Annotated in this window: 17 protein-coding genes; 4 read left to right on the top strand and 13 right to left on the bottom strand. The window is 53.9% G+C overall.

All coding sequences use genetic code 11. The features are described from left to right. Positions 1-26 precede the first annotated feature (26 nt). Entirely contained in the window at positions 27-1,661 is a 1,635-nt protein-coding gene (leuA, locus tag METMI_RS0116765) for a 2-isopropylmalate synthase (RefSeq protein WP_019867457.1), read from the top strand. Positions 1,662-1,668: 7 nt separating this feature from the next. Beyond that, positions 1,669-2,436, top strand: coding sequence for a class I SAM-dependent methyltransferase (locus tag METMI_RS0116760; RefSeq protein WP_232215244.1), 768 nt, complete (start codon positions 1,669-1,671; stop codon positions 2,434-2,436). Positions 2,437-2,592: 156 nt separating this feature from the next. Here the strand turns inward: METMI_RS0116760 and METMI_RS0116755 are convergent, their stop codons facing one another. From METMI_RS0116755 to METMI_RS0116695, 12 genes are all read right to left on the bottom strand, one after another. Beyond that, positions 2,593-3,129 carry a DinB family protein gene (locus tag METMI_RS0116755; RefSeq protein WP_019867455.1) on the bottom strand — a complete coding sequence of 179 codons (537 nt, stop codon included), beginning with the start codon at positions 3,127-3,129 and terminating at the stop codon, positions 2,593-2,595. Positions 3,130-3,294: 165 nt separating this feature from the next. Next, entirely contained in the window at positions 3,295-3,759 is a 465-nt protein-coding gene (locus METMI_RS0116750; RefSeq protein WP_019867454.1) for a protein tyrosine phosphatase family protein, read from the bottom strand. A gap of 133 nt (positions 3,760-3,892) precedes the next feature. Then, positions 3,893-4,366, bottom strand: a complete 474-nt coding sequence (locus METMI_RS0116745; RefSeq protein ID WP_198007936.1) for a GNAT family N-acetyltransferase — start codon at positions 4,364-4,366, stop codon at positions 3,893-3,895. A 648-nt stretch (positions 4,367-5,014) separates the two neighbouring features. Beyond that, positions 5,015-5,764, bottom strand: a complete 750-nt coding sequence (locus tag METMI_RS0116740; RefSeq protein ID WP_019867452.1) for a superoxide dismutase — start codon at positions 5,762-5,764, stop codon at positions 5,015-5,017. Between the two features lie 169 nt (positions 5,765-5,933). Beyond that, positions 5,934-6,395, bottom strand: a complete 462-nt coding sequence (locus METMI_RS0116735) for a cytochrome c (RefSeq protein ID WP_019867451.1) — start codon at positions 6,393-6,395, stop codon at positions 5,934-5,936. Positions 6,396-6,432: 37 nt separating this feature from the next. Beyond that, on the bottom strand, positions 6,433-7,137 hold the full coding sequence (locus METMI_RS0116730) for a cytochrome b/b6 domain-containing protein (protein WP_019867450.1): 705 nt from the start codon (positions 7,135-7,137) through the stop codon (positions 6,433-6,435). 15 nt (positions 7,138-7,152) lie between these two features. Next, positions 7,153-8,064 (bottom strand): dienelactone hydrolase family protein, encoded by a 912-nt coding sequence (locus tag METMI_RS0116725; protein WP_019867449.1) that lies wholly within the window; start codon positions 8,062-8,064, stop codon positions 7,153-7,155. A 372-nt stretch (positions 8,065-8,436) separates the two neighbouring features. Continuing rightward, positions 8,437-9,429: an SMP-30/gluconolactonase/LRE family protein gene (locus METMI_RS0116720; protein WP_019867448.1), complete on the bottom strand. Its 993-nt coding sequence runs from the start codon at positions 9,427-9,429 to the stop codon at positions 8,437-8,439. 194 nt (positions 9,430-9,623) lie between these two features. Then, positions 9,624-12,422: a TonB-dependent receptor gene (locus METMI_RS0116710; protein ID WP_019867446.1), complete on the bottom strand. Its 2,799-nt coding sequence runs from the start codon at positions 12,420-12,422 to the stop codon at positions 9,624-9,626. 131 nt (positions 12,423-12,553) lie between these two features. Then, complete coding sequence (locus METMI_RS0116705) at positions 12,554-12,961, bottom strand: ExbD/TolR family protein (RefSeq protein WP_019867445.1); 408 nt, start codon at positions 12,959-12,961, stop codon at positions 12,554-12,556. Beyond that, entirely contained in the window at positions 12,961-13,716 is a 756-nt protein-coding gene (locus tag METMI_RS0116700; RefSeq protein ID WP_019867444.1) for a MotA/TolQ/ExbB proton channel family protein, read from the bottom strand. Before METMI_RS0116700 ends, METMI_RS0116705 begins: the two co-directional genes overlap by 1 nt. An 8-nt stretch (positions 13,717-13,724) precedes the next feature. Further along, the gene (locus tag METMI_RS0116695; RefSeq protein ID WP_019867443.1) at positions 13,725-14,582 is read right to left on the bottom strand and encodes an energy transducer TonB; all 858 of its coding nucleotides are present in this window, start codon (positions 14,580-14,582) and stop codon (positions 13,725-13,727) included. A gap of 875 nt (positions 14,583-15,457) precedes the next feature. Here METMI_RS0116695 and METMI_RS24435 point away from each other — a divergent pair. Next, positions 15,458-16,645, top strand: coding sequence for a YVTN family beta-propeller repeat protein (locus METMI_RS24435; protein ID WP_019867441.1), 1,188 nt, complete (start codon positions 15,458-15,460; stop codon positions 16,643-16,645). 21 nt (positions 16,646-16,666) lie between these two features. Next, positions 16,667-17,374: a hypothetical protein gene (locus METMI_RS24430; protein WP_019867440.1), complete on the top strand. Its 708-nt coding sequence runs from the start codon at positions 16,667-16,669 to the stop codon at positions 17,372-17,374. A 427-nt stretch (positions 17,375-17,801) separates the two neighbouring features. Here METMI_RS24430 and METMI_RS0116670 read toward each other — a convergent pair whose 3' ends face one another. After that, on the bottom strand, positions 17,802-19,412 hold the full coding sequence (locus METMI_RS0116670; protein WP_019867438.1) for a vanadium-dependent haloperoxidase: 1,611 nt from the start codon (positions 19,410-19,412) through the stop codon (positions 17,802-17,804). Positions 19,413-19,866 lie beyond the last annotated feature (454 nt).

Genomic DNA, 19,866 nt, shown 5'->3' with positions numbered 1-19,866 from the left:
CCCCCCATTGTGTTTAGGAAAAGAGCATGGACAAAACCTTTAACCACCGCAAATACCAACCCTTACAAGTCATCGCCTTGCCTAACCGGCAATGGCCAAACCGCCAGATCACACAAGCGCCGGGCTGGTGCAGCGTCGATTTGCGCGACGGCAACCAGGCCTTGGTCAACCCCTTGTCGATCGCCCAGAAACTGGAGTTTTTCAAGTTGCTGGTGACCATCGGCTTTAAGGAAATCGAAATCGGTTTCCCGTCCGCCTCGCAAACGGATTTTGATTTTGCCAGGCTGTTGATAGAAGGCGGCCTGATCCCTGACGATGTGACCGTGTCGGTGTTGACCCCTGCCCGTCCGGCATTTATCACCCGCAGCTTCGAGGCCTTGCGCGGCACGAAACAGGCGTTGGTGCATTTGTACAACTCCACGTCCAAGCTCCAGCGCGACAAAGTGTTTGCGATGGACAAAGAAGGCATCACCGCCTTGGCGGTTACGGGCGCAAAAACCATATTGGCTTGCGCCGCCATGCAACCGGACACCCAATGGCGATTTGAATATTCGCCGGAAAGTTTCAACGCCACGGAACTGGATTATGCGCTGGAGATTTGCGAAGCGGTGTGTGACGTGTGGCAACCGACAATAGGCTGTCCCGTGACCATCAACTTGCCGTCCACCGTGGAAATGGCGACGCCCAACGTTTACGCCGACCAGATCGAATGGTTCAGCACCCATATCAAGCGGCGCGAGGCGATCATCTTAAGCGTGCACACCCACAATGACCGGGGTTGCGCCGTCGCCTCCGCCGAGCTGGCGGTGTTGGCGGGGGCGCAACGGGTTGAAGGCACGTTGTTGGGCAACGGCGAGCGCACCGGCAATCTGGACATCACGGTGATGGCGATGAATTTGTACAGCCAAGGCGTTGACCCTGGATTGGATTTGTCGGATTTGGACCGGATTGCCCGGCAAGTCAGCGGGTTTATCGACATCCCCATCCATCCGCGCCACCCGTACGTTGGTGATTTGGTGTTCACGGCGTTTTCCGGCAGCCACCAGGACGCGATCAAGAAATGCCTCAACTCTTACCACGATGGCGACCCATGGCAAGTCGCGTATTTGCCGATAGACCCCAGGGATGTCGGGCGCAGTTACCATGAAGTGATCCGCGTCAACAGCCAATCCGGCAAGGCGGGCGCGGCATACCTGGTCGAACAGGCCTTGGGCTTGCAACTGCCGCGCTGGTTACAGGAAGGTTTTAGCCGTATTGTGCAACGGGAATCGGAAACGAAGGGGCGTGAAATCACCGCGCCGGAACTGGTGGCCTTGTTCCGGCGGCATTATCTGGAACGGCCAACAGCTTACCGCTTGCTGGCTTTCCAAGTCACCCCGCTGTACCAATTGTCCGCGCAATTGCAGGGGCCGGATGGTGAAATCCGCATCAACGGCCAAGGCGGCGGCGTGTTGGCGGCGTTTGCCGACGCACTGGCAAGGCAGTTTGGCCGGACTTTCGACATCAGCGATTACCACGAACATGCCATAGGCCAAGGCAGTGACGCACAAGCGGCCTGTTATGTGCGCTTGCGGTGTGACGGGTCAAGCAAGATGGGCATGGCGTGCCACCGTGATATGGTCAGCGCATCGTTGGCCGCCGTTTTGAATAGCCTGTTTTAAGGGGATAATGATGAGCCAACCAGAATGGAATGCCCAATCCTACCAAACCCATGCGGCCTTTGTGCCGGTTTTGGCCAACGATGTGCTGGCCTTGCTCAACCCCCAAGCGCACGAGCGTATCCTGGATTTGGGGTGCGGCGACGGAACCTTGACCGCGCAACTGCAACGCTGCGGCTGCACGGTGATAGGTGCCGATGCCAGCCCCGACATGGTCGCCGCCGCCAGGCGACGTGGCTTGGAAGCCTATGTGCAGGACGGTTGCGCCTTGGATTTCCATGAACGGTTTGATGCCGTGTTCAGCAATGCCGCCCTGCATTGGATGGTGCAACCGGAACAGGTCGTACGGGGCGTGTATGCCGCGTTAAAACCCGGCGGGCGTTTTGTGGCCGAGTTCGGCGGGGCGGGCAATATCGCCGCCTTGGTCGGGGCGATGGAAGGCGTGTTCCGGCAACACCCTGACTGGGGCGGTTTCGTCAATCCCTGGTATTTCCCGGAACCTGACGAATACCGGCAACTGCTGGAACAGGCAGGCTTTACTGTCCGGTATATCCAGCTCATCCCCAGACCGACACCGCTGGCCAGCGGCATCGGCAAATGGCTGGAGATTTTCGCCGAAGGCATTACCCATTCCCTGCTCCCCGCGCAAAAAGCGGCGTTCTTGCAGGAAGTGGCCGCACGTCTAAAACCAACGTTGTATAGTGAAGGGCAAGGCTGGGTGGCGGATTATGTGCGCTTGCGGGTAGATGCGGCCAAACCGCACTTCGGCCCATTGTAAAATGGCCAGTGCTTCGTCATTTTTGTAATGTCGGGTCAGGTTGAGCCTTACAAGCCCCACCCGTCAAAACAATGCTGGCCGGGCACTAGCCATGCGGATATTGATGGCCGCTGGTTTTCAGCCATCATAACGGACGCGGGCATTTCACGGCTGTTGCTAAAGCTCGTCAGGGATCAAGGCCACCAAATCGGTGATGCCCATGTCAATCCCCACTTGATACAGCAACGTGGTGATTTGCCCGCGATGGTGGGTTTGGTGGTTGAAGAAATGCATGACAAGGCTATAAAAATTCTTGTCCGCCGGAATGCCTTTGGTGTTGGCGTAGTGCAGCACATAATCCAAATCCGCTTCCGTAACCGCATCCGCCCAGTCCAGGATAATGTCATCAAGCAGCTTGCGCCGTGCCTGAAGGCTAAATATGTCAGGGCACACCATCTGGTCAAGCGTATCAGGCATCGGCAGGCTAACGAGGGGCTCCAATGCGCTGTAACGGGCGGGATGGCCAGCAAAACGGTTAAGCCAAATGGTGTCGGCAACGACCAAGTGGTTGAGTGTCCCCAAAATGGAACCGAAAAAGGCCTTTTTATTGGCTATAAGTTCGGCTTCCGGCAATTCCAGCGCGGCTTCCAGCAGTTTGGCGTTCATCCATGCGTTGTACGAGGCCATTAAGCGCACATGTTGGTGGCGGCTCATTCCAGTTCTCCAGGTAAGGTATTAAAAAATCAAAAATTACGTTAAAAACCAGGGCGGCAATGCCCTGGGGCGAAGCCCCGTCCGAGGCGGCCGGGCTCCTTTTGCCAGGGCATTTTAACCCGGCCGCGCAGGTGGCCAATGGCCTAACTGGAAGCTGCCTTCCCGTCAGCAACCCTGTTTATCCAGCATCGAGGCAATAAACGACGACCAAACTTCATCAGGCTGCCAAATCCCATCCATCAGGGCGAACGCTGGCCCACGCGCCCAACCCAAGCCGATGACCCGGTATAAACCCAGAAAGCTTGAGACCCGCTTATTGGCCGCGCAATGTAGCCACATCTTTTTCCCTTGATATGCCCTCATCGCGGCGAAAAATGCCAGCAGGTCGGCTTCCGAAGGTGAATCAAAGGGTACGGGGATATGCAGATAATCCATGCCCAGCGCTTGCACAAGGCCCCGTTCATCAGGTAAAGCGTACCGTAGATCATCATGCAGCGCGAGGTTGACGACAACAGAGTAACCTGCGGCGGCAATGTCATGCAACTGGGCAACTGAGGGCTGCCCGGATGTGCACAATAAGCCATCGACGGCCCGATAGTTATTGATAAGGGTGATGGCCGGTGAAGTCATGGATGATGGGGGCTGCTAATGTCTGGCATAGGGTGGATTCCATGCAGTTATGGGGTTAATCCCCCTGAATTGGAAAAAAGTTCACCAGCGCACTAACCAGTGCGGTTGGCCCTGGCCGGCCTGCACAAGGTATTCACAGCAGCACCTTCAACTTACGTCCGCCAGTAACGGCAAACCCCTCACGCCCATAAAATGCCAAGGTTTTGTCAAATGGCGGGAGCGGTGGCGTAGTCACTTCTAGCCGTTTCCAACCTTGGGCACGGCCGAATGCCTTGGCCTGTCCCAGCAACCGAAAACCAACGCGTTGTGAGCGGAACCCGGGGCGTACAAAAAGTTCAGGGATGATGCCGAAACTGCCTTCGGCGTATAAAGCATGGTTTTCGGTTAGGGTAATAAAACCAACGGGGTAAAGCGCCTCGGTCTTGGCAATGAAGGCCACATACTGTCCTTGCCCCAAAAAAGCCTTGAGCCTGGATCTTGTATCATCAAGGCTGAAGTTGAACGCTTGGGAACCTATAGCCGCCATAATTTCAGCCAACAATTCACCGACCATGATGGCGATGTCATCGGCATCGTTTATAACAACGGGTGTTATGGTAATGTCCATGGTCATTTTCTAAGCGGGTTTACCCGGATCATAAAAACACTTAACATTTTCAAAAACTTGCCATATATAAGCCCGCCATTCCGGCAACTTCCGGGACACAGGAGGATTGTAAGCCCCAAAGCAGACGGGCGCGGCCATTCTGGGTGGATACCTATGCAACTGACAGGCAACGATATAGCCCGCCCTATCCATTGCCCCGGATCGGCCTTAGTATAGCATCCAAGCCACGGTTTGATGAGCGCGGACAAAGCTTGGTTAGGACAAACGTCTATCAGGTGGCGCAAACAACCAGATCCTAATTGGGCGGCAATCAGCGCCTGAAATCTGGTTATCGGCCAAAATTCGATGGATGGCCCCAGCCACTATGGGGAGGCCGCTGCCCTAAGGCTATCGGGTTAAAAATTCTGTGGGGAGGGGATACTGGGAAAAATAGATTACGTGAACAGCCAAAGTTAGGCTCAGGAAACGGGCGGCCAAGTGCCGGGGATGTTGGGGAGGGGAGAAACCTGGCGTTGATGCCCGGCGTCGACATATCACTGCCGATGGAACGGGCCCATAACCCGTTCCTATTGTTAATGCCCATGTTATCTTGAAACATGAAGGATGGGGCCCCAAACCACGTCCGGCGCCGTTTAGGGCAAAACCACATTAAATGGCCTGGATTTTCCGGGCTTTTTCCAATCGGGCCGCCGCCACATCCCATTGGACATTGCGGAAAAAAGCGTCCACATATTGCGTCGCCGACGCGCCATAATCCATTTGGTAAGCATGCTCGTACATGTCCAACACCAAAATGGGCAGTGTCGCAGCAGAGGAATGCAAATGGTCTGCCAACCAATAATTTTCCAATAAGCCCGTGTGCAAGTTATAGCCCAAGACCACCCACCCTGAACCACCGCCAAGGCCTGCACCGACGCGGCGGAATTCTTTTTCCCAAGCCTCGTAACTGCCAAACGCCTCCGCCAAGGCTTGTTGCAGCGTTTCGCCTACCTTGCCGGAACCGCCCAGATTATGGAAATACAGCTCGTGCAAGACCACGGAACCCGTGCGTGTCAGGTGTTCGCGTTTGAGGTCATTGTAAAGGAAAGGCGGGGTGTCGGCATCTGCCAAAGCGACGGCAAGCCTTTGTTTCACCGTGTTTAACGCTTTTACCGCACCACTGTAATTGTTTTCCCAATGTGAACGGATCAGTTTTTCGGATATGCCATCCAGTTTCGCCGGATTGAACGGCAAAGGCTTGGGTTCGTGGACGGTTGTGAACGATGAGGTCAGCGACAGTTTGGGGGGAGTTTCCGCTAGCGGCTCCGCGGCTTGGCTATCCAGCGAGAAGGCCGCCAAAGCGACGCCTGCGGAGGCATTGGCTAGAAAATCACGGCGTGTGTAAGGGAATGGGGGCATAGCGTTTTCTCCTGGACAGTTAGGTTTTTTATTACAGGGAAAGGCCTGTCAGGCCGTAGCCGGGCCGGGTTTCGTAACCCCGCCCTTAACGTTCCAACATGCCTATAGATGCTTAAAACGTTACGGAACGGGTAAACACCCGTTCCGGCCGGGATCTAAGCACCCGATTTTATTCCTTAATCCGGATCAAATCGTGGCAACCCTTGCACGTTTCACCGAGTTTGCCAAATTGGGTTTTAATCGCGTTGATGTCACCGGTTGCCGCCACTTTCGCCAATTCATTGGCGGCTTCATTAAAATGATTGGCGACGACGGTCACTTCATCCTTCTTTTGGAAAAATTCAGGTCTCAGGCGGCTAGTTTTCCAGCCAATGCCTTGGTCGGTACCCGCGCCATACAATTCACCCAATCCGGAATTGGCAACAGCGGCGATGGCATTCGCGGCAGCGGCGACATAGTCTTTGTTGAACGTTTCAGGATGGTCGACGACTTGTTTCTTGATTTTTCCGGTGTTCCAGCCCAAAAATGAATACGCCGATTGGCGGAAACGGATTTGTTCCTCAACCGGGCCGGCGACTGCGGCGGCGGTGGCTGTTGCAAGGATAATGGCTAAGGTCAGTTTTGTTTTCATGGTTCAATTCCTGAAGGGTTTAAAAATTATTATTGCTTTAAAAACTTGGTGTGGTGACCGGCACCGGGGCGCTTTCGACGGGTTTGATCAATTCCACGCCACCCCAAACACCCCAAACTACCGCACCGGCGATAATGACAGTGGTGAAAAACCGTACCGGGCCACCGCCTGTCACTGGGATTGCCAACGCTTTAGGCACTTCTTTCTTGCCTGTCAGCATCGGTAAGATCAAATTGGTCTTTTTTATGACGCGGTAAAAGCCTATGGATGCGATATGCAGCGCCAGCAACACCAACAAAAAGTTGAAGGCCTGGGCGTGCAAGCCACTTAACTTATCTTTCAAGGACTCATCATTGACCAGTTTGAATAACGGCCCTTCAAAGGCAATGTCATCGCTGGAACATAAGCCTGTCCCCACCAGCAGCGACAAGTCCGCAAGCAAGGCAAACACCGCCAACGCGCCCAGCGGATTGTGCCCAAGGTGATGCCAACGGCCCTTAAGATAAGCGGCAAGCCTTGGCAAGGTAGGGAAAAAACTGCCGAAACGAGCATAAGTCGAGCCGACAAAACCCCAGATCAGCCGGAAAACCAGCAACCCTAAGATGAACGACCCGATGCGCCCATGCCAGTCCATCAGATTGCCGCCCAAGGTCGCGGTGATATAGGCCGCCACTACGGCAAGCACCAATGACCAGTGGAATAACCTGGTGGGGAAATCCCAAATGCGGATAGTCACTTTCATGTTCGCCTGCCCCCCTTAAAAACCGTTGACAAACTGCTGGTTGCGCAAATTATCGTTGAAGAACTTGATGGTGCGCCCCCAGGCCAACTTGGCCGCCGCCTCATCGAAACGCGGCGTGGTGTCGTTGTTGAAGCCATGTTGCACACCTTCGTAAACGTAGGCCTCATACTTGACGCCCGCCGTTTTCAGGGCGGCTTCGTAAGCCGGCCAGCCAGCATTGATGCGTTCATCATTGCCGGCGTAATGGATCAGCAACGGCGCCTTGATTTTTGCCGTTTCTTCGGCGGTCGGCTGGCTGCCGTAAAAAGGCACGGCCGCCGCCAAATCGGGGATGCGGGTCGCCAAGAAATTGACGACCCCGCCACCGTAGCAAAAACCCACCGCGCCGACTTTGCCGTTACCTTCCGGCAAATTTTTCAGCACCCCTGCCGCCGCGATAAAGTCCGCTTGCAGTTTGGCCTTATCCAATTTTTGGAACAACTCGCGGGCCTTGTCCTCATCGCCCGGATAACCGCCTACGGAAGCCAACCCGTCGGGGGCGAAGGCAATGAAATTGTCCAATGCGATGCGCCGGGTTATGTCTTCAATATGCGGGTTCAGGCCCCGGTTCTCATGTATCACCAGCACCGTCGGCAGTTTGCCTGTAGCCTTGGCAGGTTGCACCAGATAGCCCCGCAACGTGCCGTTGCCTTCTGGCGAGGGATATTCGACGTATTTCGCGATGATGCGCGGGTCATTGCCGGCAACCTGCTGAGCCAGCGCAAATTTTGGGTTCAATGCTTCCAGCAATGCCTCTGCGCTCAGACCCACCACGGCAAATTTAGCGGCGGAACTTAAAAATCCCCGCCGTGAAATGTCACCGTGGACGTATTTGTCAAAAAGCTTGAGGATTTCAGGATCAAAGTCATTGGCGGTTTTACGGGTCATAGAATTTCTCCTTGGTGTTGTTTTAGAAAAATCTCAGCGGGTTGCGTCGTTATGCCCGTTCCTAGGCTTGAGCCTCACTGCCCACAGTTAAGAGATAAATTATAAAAATCAAATAATTACAATCATGTAGCTTGGGCTGACGTAAGGAAGCCCAACATTTGATGTTGATGCGTTGGGGTTCGTACCTCACCCCAACCTACGAGCTGCCTACAGTTAAGAGATAAATCATAAAAATCAAATAATTACAATCATGTAGGTTGGGCTGACGTAAGGAAGCCCAACATTTGGTGTTGGTACGTTGGGGTTCGTACCTCACCCCAACCTACGAGCTACGAGCTTGCATAAATGGGTATGGGGAAATGTCCGCCGCCGTTATTTCGAACGCCCCTCAAAACCGGGTGTCAGCACATTGATCCTATAAGCCGCACCACGCCCGACGGCATAAAGCGTCTTTTTGTCCTTACCTGCAAAAGCAATGTTTTGGGGCTTTTTGGGCAATGGGATGACACCTAAGGCATCGCCCTTGTCGCTGAACACTTCTATGCCGGCGCTTGATGCGACATACAGCCTGCCCTTGGCATCAACGGCAAGGCCATCCGCACCGCTGGCGAGATCGCCGGTTTCGGTTTTGCCCCAACCTGCCAGCTTGGCGAAATTCCTTTTCGTGCCGATAGAGCCATCTGCCGCCACATCGTAGGCCAGGATGTATTCACCGTCGGTATTGGCGACATACAGCACTTTTTCATCGGTGCTAAGCTGGATGCCGTTAGGGCGTTTGATGTCGTTGGCCAAGCGTTTCACGATACCGTCGGCGGCGATGTGATAGACGCCTGGCGTGGAAGCTGGCGGATTAGGGTTTTCTTTCGATGGGCGGATGCCGCTGTCGGTGAAATAAATGCCGCCATTTTTAGCCAGCACCAAATCGTTAGGGCGTTGGTAAGCCGTGCCTTCAAAATTTTCGCTCAGGACTTTTTCCTTACCCGGCGGATAAATGATGCCGACTTTGGTTTTCAGGGTTTGTACGGCGAACAATTCGCCATTGCCGTTAAACGCCAAGCCGTTCGCGCCATTGCTGTTTTCCAGGAAAGTCGAAGTGCTGTCGTCAGGCGCAATACGGGTGATGCGGTTGGCTTTGGTTTCGGTGAACAGCACACTGCCGCTACCGTCCGCTGCCGCGACCGGGCCTTCCGTGCCATCAAAACCGTCTTTGATGAAATGGATAGGGCTGCCACCCGTCGTGACGCCGGAAATGGCCGGTGCAAACGTGTCTTCAGGAATAGCTTGCTCGGAATAAGCCGGGAATGAGGCGGCAAAAACAACCGCCCCGATAACGGGCAATAATTTATTCAGTGTCGGTGTAAACATAAGAGGTATCCCCTTTAATCAAATCAGTTGTGTTTATTGCAAGCTTGCACAGACGGCAAGGCCCGCAGCAATTAAAAAAAGCCGCCTTTTAGTTGCAGGCGGCAAAGGACATCACCATTAAAACTGGGACGGAGCTGTAGGGCGGACAAGGTGCGTTGCTTGGCACGCCACGTCGGCATCCACCCTACAATGGCTTAAAAGTTAGACCGGAAACTCACCCCAAAATAACGCGCCTCCCCTTGGACACCGCTCACCGTACCCGTGCTGCTCAAGCTGCCCACGTTGGTAACGTAGTTGGTGTCGAAGATGTTTCTGGCAATCAGGCTAAGGTTGTACTTGCCATTATGGGTGGCGACACCGAGGCCACCATCGGTCAAATGGTAAGCGTCTTGTACGCCGTATATGGACAAATCCGCGTTCATATTGGCGCGTGAACGGTAACTGTTGTTAAGGAAAATCACCCCGTCCAGACCGTAGAAACCTAATGGCCTACGGTAATCGGCACCGAAATTGGCGGTGAACTCAGGTGCGTTAGGGATGGTTTTGCCCGTGAAGTCGCACGCCACCGTAGGGGTGTTGTACTCGAATGGGCAAGGGGCATTGGCAAAATCGTTATAAACCGCGTTGTTATAGGCGCCGTTGAAAAACAAATTCAAGCCCTGGTAAGCATTCCATGATGTCTCAATCTCGACACCGCGCATTTCGATTTCACCGACATTCCCGGTTTTCGTCCGGTAACTGCCATCGTTCTTGGTTGTGTCCAAGACCGACAATCTGGCTTGGTAATCATTGACGATGGTGTCATACAGGTTGATGTTGACGAACAATTTCCGGTCTAACCAAGACGTTTTTACACCCAATTCATAATCCAGCACTTTTTCCGGAGCCGCGTTTTCCGCCAAACCATTGGCGTCAAATAAGGCCGCACCCGCTTTTTCCCCGCCCGATACGGAGAAATAAGCCATCAAGTTCCGGTTGAACTTATAATTGGGGTTGACCAGCCAGTTTTGTGAATTCTCTTCAATGCCCTGGCGTGCGACTTCGCCATAAACGTTGCCCAATTGCCCGCCGCTGACACCATCGCCACGTATGCTGATGGCGTCGGCAATATTTTGGGCGGTCGCCCCGGCATATTTGGCATTGCTGAGGCTTAAATTTTGGTTAGGCGTTGAATAGTATTTGTTGGAGCTGTTGCTGCGGTCTTCGTAGGTGTTACGGACACCCAAGGTCAAGGTCGCCTTGTCGGTAAAATGCAAGTCGGCTTGGGCGAAAGCCGACAAGCTGGTGACCGTTGGGTTGAGCTTGGTGGTGGTCAACAGGCCATTCATCGAGTCTTTCATCAGCTCCCTGCCTATCGCGCTGGCATTCAAGCGGTCATAGACTTTCTGGCCCGCATAAAAAGCCCCGGCATCCGCGCCATAAGCCGTTTGGCTAGTGACCTCGTTGTCCGTCCTAAGGGCCAATCCACCCACTTGGTAATCAATAAAGCCAAAACCGGGTTCTTGGGATGTCAAACGCAATTCTTGCGACCATTGCCGGGCTTCAACCGTGCCCCCGGCAATTTCCGAGATGGCATACGGGGAGCGGTCACCGTCATTGTGCGGCTCAAACAAGCCCCAACGGTACGCAGAAATGGAAGACAGCTTGTGCCGTCCCAAATCCACGTCAATTTGCCCGGACACCCCTTCCTGGTCGCCGCGTGAAGCGCGGATGTCATCGAACTGGACTTTACGCGGGTCGCCGACGATAGGCTTAAAGGTTTTGCCATTGACATTGAAATAGTCACGGGCCAAGCGGGAACTATAGCTCTTGCCCGCACGGGACTCACCGTTAATGAAGGTGTCAGGATCGGCGACGACATAATCGGCGATCTGGGAGTTGGTGGCCGTGGCCCTATCCAAAATGATCCGTGCGGACACTTTTTCGGTGGGGGTGAACAAAAATTGCAAACGCCCGCCCAAGCGGTCGGTCTCCTTCAATTTGCCCACGGTCACCGGGCCATCCAAGTTGTCAACAAAGCCATCGCGCCTGTCGATATAAAATGACCCCCGGTACGCCAGCAAACCGTCAATCACCGGGCCGGAGGCGGAGACTTTGCCTTGCAGCGAATCACGGTCACCGGCGAAACCTTCGACATAATATTGCGGTGTCCACGTCGGCAATTTGGTGACGATGTTCAGCAAACCCAGATTGGCGTTTTTGCCTTGCAAAGTGCCTTGCGGGCCGCGCAACAATTCGATATGGTCGAGGTCGACAAAGTTGGTGAAGGCGCTGCCCGGCCAAATGATCGGCACGTTATCCACTTGCACGCCGACGCTGGGGTCACGCGCCTCGTCACTGGCATTCTTGCCCAAACCACGGATGGCGATACTGGTTTGCCTGGCATTGCTGGCGGTGAACAGCAAGTTGGGGACTTTTTGGGTGATTTCCTGGACGGTGACAATATTGTCGCGTTTAGTGGTTTCGCTGCCGACAACGGATATGGGCAACGGGACGTCCTGGAGTTTTTCTTCCCTACGCCGCGATTGCACCACGACTTCGCCCAAGGCCTTGGGGGTTTCGCTGACCACCGCTTTTTCTTCCGCCGCGACAGCCGGCACGGGCGCGCTAACAGCCGCCGCCCCAGTGGTGGCATCGGTCACAGGCGGTTGGGCCGCCGCGGGATTACCGCTTTCGGCCAAGGCTTTTTTCAGCCGTTCGCTTTCTGCTTTGGCTTTTAACAATTCTTCTTTCAAACGGCTGTTTTCATACTCCAGTTCGTAATTGACAGATTTTTCCTCCGCATAGCCATTGTCCGGCGCCAGTAAAGAGACTCCGGCAATCAGGACAGCGGCGCCACCCAATAAGGCGTTCTTACCACCCAGCCTCACCCTTTTCGCCGCAATGCCAGGCAAGTTCTGCGCAACTGCGTTTAATGCCGATGGCATGCCGGTCGCCGTCAATAAAGATTCCACATATTGCTTTGGCAGTCGCCTGATATGCTCATTTTTCATCACAATTTCCTTTATATCATCTAAATAAGTGGGTAGCATTCCAGCCAAATATTGGCTTTTTTAATAAATTTTGGGCAAAGCAACCCTAATGCGGCTTAAAAAGCCGCTAATTATTGCTGTTAACTAAGGTTTTACTGGGCGATGGTCAGGACTGACAACTTGCTGATGCCGGCCCGTTCTATGGATGACATGACCTTGGCGACTATGCCGTATTGCACACCGTCATCGGCGTTTAAATTGAGGGCTATTTCCGGATCAGCCGCCTTACGCGTAAGCAATTCATTTTCAAAGGCATCCAACGCAATTTCGGTTTTGTCGATGAAAATTTTTCCGGATGCGTCCACGCTCACATACACCGGGTCTTTTTCTTCGGGCGGCGCGGTCTCAGCCGTTTTCGGCAAGTTGACATGGATGGCGTTGGTCAATAGCGGCGCGGTGACGATGAACACCACCAGCAGCACCAACATCACATCAACTAGCGGGGTGACGTTGATTTCACCCATGACATCATCACCTTCATCCTGTGTTTTAAAAGCCATTAGATTTGCGCCCCTTTCACATGCAATTCTTCTTGTTCAAGTTTGGCAATATTGCCCGCTTCGCTTGGCCGTGAAGTCGCCGCCAGTTTGGGCGCCGGACGTTTGATGATGAAGGAGGTCTTTAAAGCCAGATGCACGAAATCAATCGCAAAATCATCCAGCAAGGCCCACACGACCTTATTCCTGCGGATAAAAAAGTTATAGGCGATAACGGCGGGCACGGCGACCGCGATACCGACGGCGGTGGCAATCAAGGCCTCACCGATAGGGCCGGCGACCACGTCCAAACTTGCCGAGCCGCTTTTGCTGATGCTGGTCAATGCGCCCATAATCCCCCACACCGTACCGAACAAGCCCACGAAAGGCGAGACGCTGCCGACGGTGGCAAGGATCGCCAAGCCGCTTTCCAGCGACCCGCGTTCTTTCTGCATTTGTTGGCGTAAACGCCGGTCCAGCAATTCTTGGCGGTCCCCGGTATGCTCCAGGTCGTGGGTGGATGTCCCCGTGTCGGTTTCGAGCAAGGTCGTGAACCCCACTTGGGCGACGCGTGCTATCGGGCCGTGATAAATCTTCGATTCAGAAGCGGCCTGCAAATCGGCGGCCCCCCAAAATTGTTTGCTAAAAAGCCGGTTGTAATGGGCAATCCGTAAATGCTGTATGCCTTTAATGAGTATCAAAGACCACGTCGCCACGGAAAAGCCGACCAACGCATAAAGGGTGCCATCAACAATGGCGGTGGATGCAATATCTGACATAAGAAACCTCAGTTTTGTAAATTAAAAGCGATAGGTACGGTCACCCAGCCAGCGATAGGGGTCTTGCCGCGCATGGCGGGCACAAAAGACCACTGTTTGACGGTCCGTACGGCGGCGTCATCCAGTACTGAATGGCCGCTAGATTTGATGACATTGATGGTGTCGGGCTGGCCATTGGGCTGGACATGCACCTTCATCAACACCTTGCCTTCCCAGCCCCTGTCCATGGCCACTTCGGGATACTCTGGCGAAGGGTTATGCAAATAAGAAGCCCCGGCCCGTGGCTCGGTCACTTTTTCTTCGACCGGCGCTTTTTGCACGACCGGGGGGGCTGGCGTCACGGGGGCTTTGGATTCGACAAACGGCGCAGGCGGCTGGATAAGGGGCTGCACCATTTGTTTTTCAACCACCTTGGGTTTTACCTTGGGCTTTGGCTTAAGCGGCACCGCTTTGGGGACGGGGGGTTTAGGTGGCGCCTGGACTTTAGGGGGCGGTGGAGGGGGTGGCGGCGGCTGGATAACCGGTTTCGGTTGTGGCTTGACCAAGGTTATCTCCACTTTAGGCGGAACCTTGGCTGGCTCAATAATTTCTTGCCCGAATTGCGCCCCTTGAAAATGGTCAACCACGGCGGCATGCGCCAATAAAACCAGTGCACCGAGTATCAAATAATCCAACAGTTTCCCATCTTTTTGTCCTGCGCCATTTTGAGGATGGCCTAACACCAACGCGCTGGACGCGACAGGCAGTGATCCGCCATCCCATTCATTCGCAGCGGCTTTGAATGGGAATACTTTCGCCACATGACTTCTTTTTTGCGAACTTAAATCCGACCCGGCAGGCTGGAAATTTAATAAAGGACTATTCATTCTAATCACCTGGTTCCTATGGCACCCGACAGGTATCCACTATTAATGTTAGCTGGAAACCCTATGCCCACACCGCATGCAGACTGGTTTCCCTTGACTTCAATAGGGTTAATGCACAAGGTGTGCCATAACAAAAAAACCAGGGCAATTTTTTTAAAAACCAGCCATAAACCTATAAAACAATGTAAATACAATATGTTAAAAATAGAAATCCGGACGGGCTTAGTGCCAATTTTTCGACCAACATGGCCACTAAGCCCTCGCCTATCACTTGCGCTGTCCTTTCAGCAACAAGCTGGTTGTTCACTGTTCCTTCAGAAACACCCTGAAATTCTGATAATTTATAGAAAAACAAAGTGTTATGAAAAACAACGGGGACAAGGCTTTTGCAGCCTTACTGTTTGGCTCCCCTACCTTCATAAGGCCAATGCCTTAAGCTAAGGATTTTCTGTTCGTGCCGGGCCCTTCAATACCTCAGGAGAGCCCTGTCGAAGCATGAACGGCTTAATTTAACGGCATTGTCCATAAGGCCCGTCCAGTTGCCCTCCGGCCAATCCTAGGGGATCAGGGTGTCCAGTGCGGCAATTTTGCCTTTTTGCAATATTTCCGCAAAATGGGGAAACCCAAAGGTTGGCCGTTTGGTATGGTTTGGATGAAAGTTTGTCCGGCCAAGCACCGCGGTTGCGAAGCTCCCGAACAAAAAAACCGCCAGCCACGATGTCTTGAGCGAATTTGCCGGACGCCAGGCAAAATGTCTAATGCGAAACACACGGGATCTATTGTAGAATCCGGCCTAGCCAGAGCAAATACTTTGCCTAAAACACTTGGTTAACCGCAATTTCGCGACATTTATCCGACACCAACAAGGGGAAAACATGAAAGCTTTGTCCAGCCTATTGCTATTTTCAGCCCTCCTGGGCCAGGCGCAGGCGCAGCCTTTCGCCTATATCACCAACAAAGACCTCATAACAAGCCAAGCCGTCGTTTCCGTCATCGACACCGCCACTAACCAAGTGGCCGCCACCGTGCCGTTGGGCAATGGCACCGATGTTTGGGGCATGGCGGTGAGTGCGGACGGTGCCAGGGCCTACGCGGTGAATAAGGGTGACCACACGGTATCCGTGATCGACGGTGCCACCCAAACCGTGGTCGCGACGGTCAACATAGCCACAACGGACGGGCCTTATGGTCTGGCGGTAAGCCCGGATGGCGCCAGGGTTTATGTCGCGGACGGCCTGAGCAATACGGTTTCCGTGATTGACACCACCACTAACCAAGTGGTCAATACTGTACCGGTTGGCGGCGGCCCCGTAGCCGTTGTGGCGAGTCCGAACGGAAGCAAGATTTATGTGGCAAACCTGATAGATTCAACGGTTTCAGTCATCGATGCCACAACGTTGGCCGTGACAGGCACCGTATCGGTGGGTACTTACCCTGTTGGCATCGATATCAGCCCGAACGGCGTCAGAGTCTATGCGACGAATTTTTCTGGTAATTCAGTCTCGGTGATTGATACGGCTTCTTTGAATGTAAGCGCCACCGTGCCGGTAGGCATCAATCCGATAGGCGTGGTGGTCAGCCCGGACAACAGCAAGGTCTATGTGGCGAACAGCGGAGGCGGCGGGCTTTCGGTGATTGATGCCGCCACGCTGACGCTGACCGGCAGCACGCTGTTGGATGCACATCTGTTCGGTGTGTCAGTAACCCCGGATGGCAGCAAAATCTATGCAGTGAATAGCAGCTACCTGCCAGACCCTGGCAACGCCAGCAAAAGGGCGGTTTCAGTGGTTGACGCCGCCACACTGGCAGTGGACACCCATATAGCAGTAGGCCAAGCGCCTAGCTCCTTGGGCCGATTTATCCAATCCAGCCCTGTCCAAACCCGCATTACCGGCAGGTTGGAACCGGTCAAAGCAGGCAAGGTGCTTTGCCAAAACCTCACCACCCGCCAAAACATCTCGTTTAACCTGGTCGGCGCGACTTGGGATTGCAAAAATGCCGGCCTGGTCGTGCATAAAGGCGACCAAGTGTCTGTCACGGTCAAAGGCACCGCCCAACAATAAAAAACTAAGGAAAAAAAACCGATGAAAAAACTTCCTGGCGCATTAGCCTTATCCCTATACTGCCTAAGCCTGTCGGCCCAAGCGAACGTGGTGGACGGTGATTTTGAAAGCGGCGGCTTGACGGGCTGGTCAAGCCTGGGCGATGTGGCCGCGACCGATTCCAGCTTCGGCGCCGGGCCAGCCGCCGGAACTTACCAAGCGTTGCTGACCACAGCAAACGCTGCGGACACGGCTGACGGTTACAATTTTTCCGGCAATGATGCCGCCCCCAACGACCCTCTGGAAACCTTTTTACAGGTTTCCGCAGGCACCCTGGCCGCGATCGAAGGTTCGGGATTGGCCCAAAGCTTCACTGCGAACGCAGGGGATGTCTTATCGTTTGACTGGAATTTCCTGACCGACATTTCCGCTAACACTGGCTTCGACGATTTTGCCTTCTTCGTGTTGGACGGCACCCTGTTCCCGTTGGCCAGCACGTTCTCATCCTTGCAAGCTTCCGGTTCGATATTTAATTATGAGACCGGATTCGCCAGTTTTTCCCAAACCTTGGCTGGCGGGGCGCACACCTTGGGTTTTGGCGTGGCGGATGCCGGCGATAACCTGGCGGTGTCCGGATTGCTGGTTGACAACGTCGCCTTAAGCCCTGCGGGTATCCCGGCACCCGGCGCGTTTGGCTTGCTGCTCGCGGGATGCGCCGCGCTGGTGATAAATAGGAAAACCGTCAGATAACCAATGATGTGCCGCTGGAGAACTATCCGGGCTGGCGGCGAGGGTGGAGAGTGATGGGCGTCAGATACCTATTCAAGCATTAACGCAGGCATAACCTTTCGCTAGACCATTACACGCCAATACGTTGTCCAGCCGGAATAGCTGGCTTCGCATTGGCCTTAACAGTTAATGGCAAGTTTTTGATACGGGGATAACCCCTAATACTCAGTCAATGTTGAATTATCAGTATTATTTTCGTAGGGGCGAGCGGTTGCTCGCCTGATCGCTACGGATGTTGGCACAGGCCCTAAAAAAGGCGGACAACCGTCCGCCCGGATTTAGACTGACCCGACAAAAAATCAATGACTGGGCAATAGGTTATGCCAATCACTTTATGGGCAAGAAAACCGCCCTTGCCCACCTAAGCGTATCGGCAACCAATACGCCATTACAGGCCAAAGAAACCTGAATTAACCGAGTCGGACACCAGGATAGATTTCAAATGCTTCTTGTTGGGGGTGCCGGCATTACCCCAAAACACCCGTAAATTAGCCGCCGCGGGATCGGTTTTAAGGTTGATGATAGTGTCCGCCACCGTCAAGCCCAGCGTTTGCCCTTGATAATCGTCATTACCAAAATGCACCCCCAGATAAATGCGGCTACGGCCGTTTTCCAGCTGTAATTTTGAGAAGGTGGCCACATCACGGGTGGTGGCGTCACTGCCGAAAACCAACGGGTCAACTTTGCCTGTGCCATTATTGGTTCCGATCAACCACGGTATTGTAGTCAGTGTGACCGGGGAGCCATTTTTATTGATTTTGTCGGATTTGAAAAATGCCCGGAGTATCTCGGCACCTGCCGCAACGGTGGCGCTATGCCCGCCAGTGCTGGACGGATGGGACGGGGTCGCGGCCAACGGTTTCCAAATGTACTCGCTGACGCTGCCGTCCGGATTGGCATTGATTGCGGTAATGGGCCGCCAAAAAGTCAGGTCATATTTGGATTGCCAAGCGGCAATCCTGGCGTCCGCCAGCGCATTGTCCAGAACGGCGAACAATTTGGCATTTTGGTCTAAGGTCAGGCCACGGCTTGCCGATGCAAGGCGCGCCGCCTCGTTGACGAAAAGTTCGGCATCTGATTTGTAATACAGGGCTTGCAGGGTTTGGTCATGGCTGCGGCTGCCGGGGTTTGCCGAATCTTGGCCATGGGTTTTGACAAACTCCAATTCGGCATTGTATTCGTCACTACCCACTTTAAGTGAAGGCGGCACGAAGGCAACGAGCAACTGCTTGCGCAAATCCGTCAGGCTAAATGGCGTGACGTTTTTCCAGTTAAAATCAATCCCCGCTGCCGCTTGGATGACGCCCTCCGCATCAAAGCCAGTCGGTGCTCCAGTGACGGGATCATTGACGCCAGCACCGCCGTTGCTAGGGCGCCAAAGGCCAACGCCAGGATTTCCGGACGCATTGGCGGCCACAGTGCCGGTGCTTGAAACGGACAGGTTGCTTGATGGCGTGTAAGTGGTCCTGATGGCGGAAAAATCACCTGCCCTAGCGGCGATGGCGGCGGCTGCCGCAGCTTGCCCTGTGGCGATGCCAGGATCAGAATTGCTGGCCCCCAATGCCGCCAAATCACTGGCCAGTTGCGCGTCCAACCAGCTGCGGGTCGGGTTCCAAGTCCCACTGGCAGGATTAGGCAAAACCCCAATCAGCACATCATGGGCGGCTTGTGCCGCCGCTGCCGCCGCCGACTTGTCGGTAATACCCGCAGGGACTGCGCTGCTGTAATAATAACTGGTCGGGCTAAAATGGTTAATGGCATTGACCGCATCAAACACGGCACGCGCTTCGATGGCGGCAATACGTGTCGCCACATTCGAATTTTGGGCGATGCTGGCAGTCCCGGTGGTAAGCGAGGTGGCTCCTTTGGTCGCCCAAGCCGTGTATTTGTTCCAGTCGGTGACTGTGTCGGCAGCCGCTTGATAAGCTGTGAATGGTGAAGCAATGGCCAAAGCCAGGGTTGATAGCTGCAAAACAGGTGTTAAGGTGCCTTTTCTCATAATAAACCTCTATAAAAATCTTAAATGAATGTTTGCCCCTTAAAGCCTCCAGATAACCAAGCATTCGCCGGATATCCCTGAAAAAGCCCTCAGGAAGCAAAATCACACCTGAAATCCTTAAAAATCGCCGATGTGTGACATTCAGTAATCAATATATATGCCACTTCCTAAGCGCTTGGATTCATTAAAAAACGACCATTACGCACGTATCCCGGTGTTGTTATATCAACAACGCATAGCCAACTGCTGCTTATTTCTACGTAAAATGTTGGTGGTTTTCTGTATGCTGGGGCGCGTCTTCTGCGGCAGAATAGATCGCACCACAGGCGTGATAGGCTGGCATAAGGCTTTAACAATGAAATAGGCGACAGCCCCAATATAAGGGCCGAATTTTTTGGAGAAAGCCAAGAGGACCGGGCGAGCCGCGAGACCCGTTGGCCAGTGCAGTTAAAGC

The organism is Methylovulum miyakonense HT12 (assembly GCF_000384075.1).
GTDB classification, from domain to species: domain Bacteria; phylum Pseudomonadota; class Gammaproteobacteria; order Methylococcales; family Methylomonadaceae; genus Methylovulum; species Methylovulum miyakonense.
The sequence above is the reverse complement of the archived record's forward strand: the minus strand, read 5'-3'. Positions and strand labels throughout refer to the sequence as shown.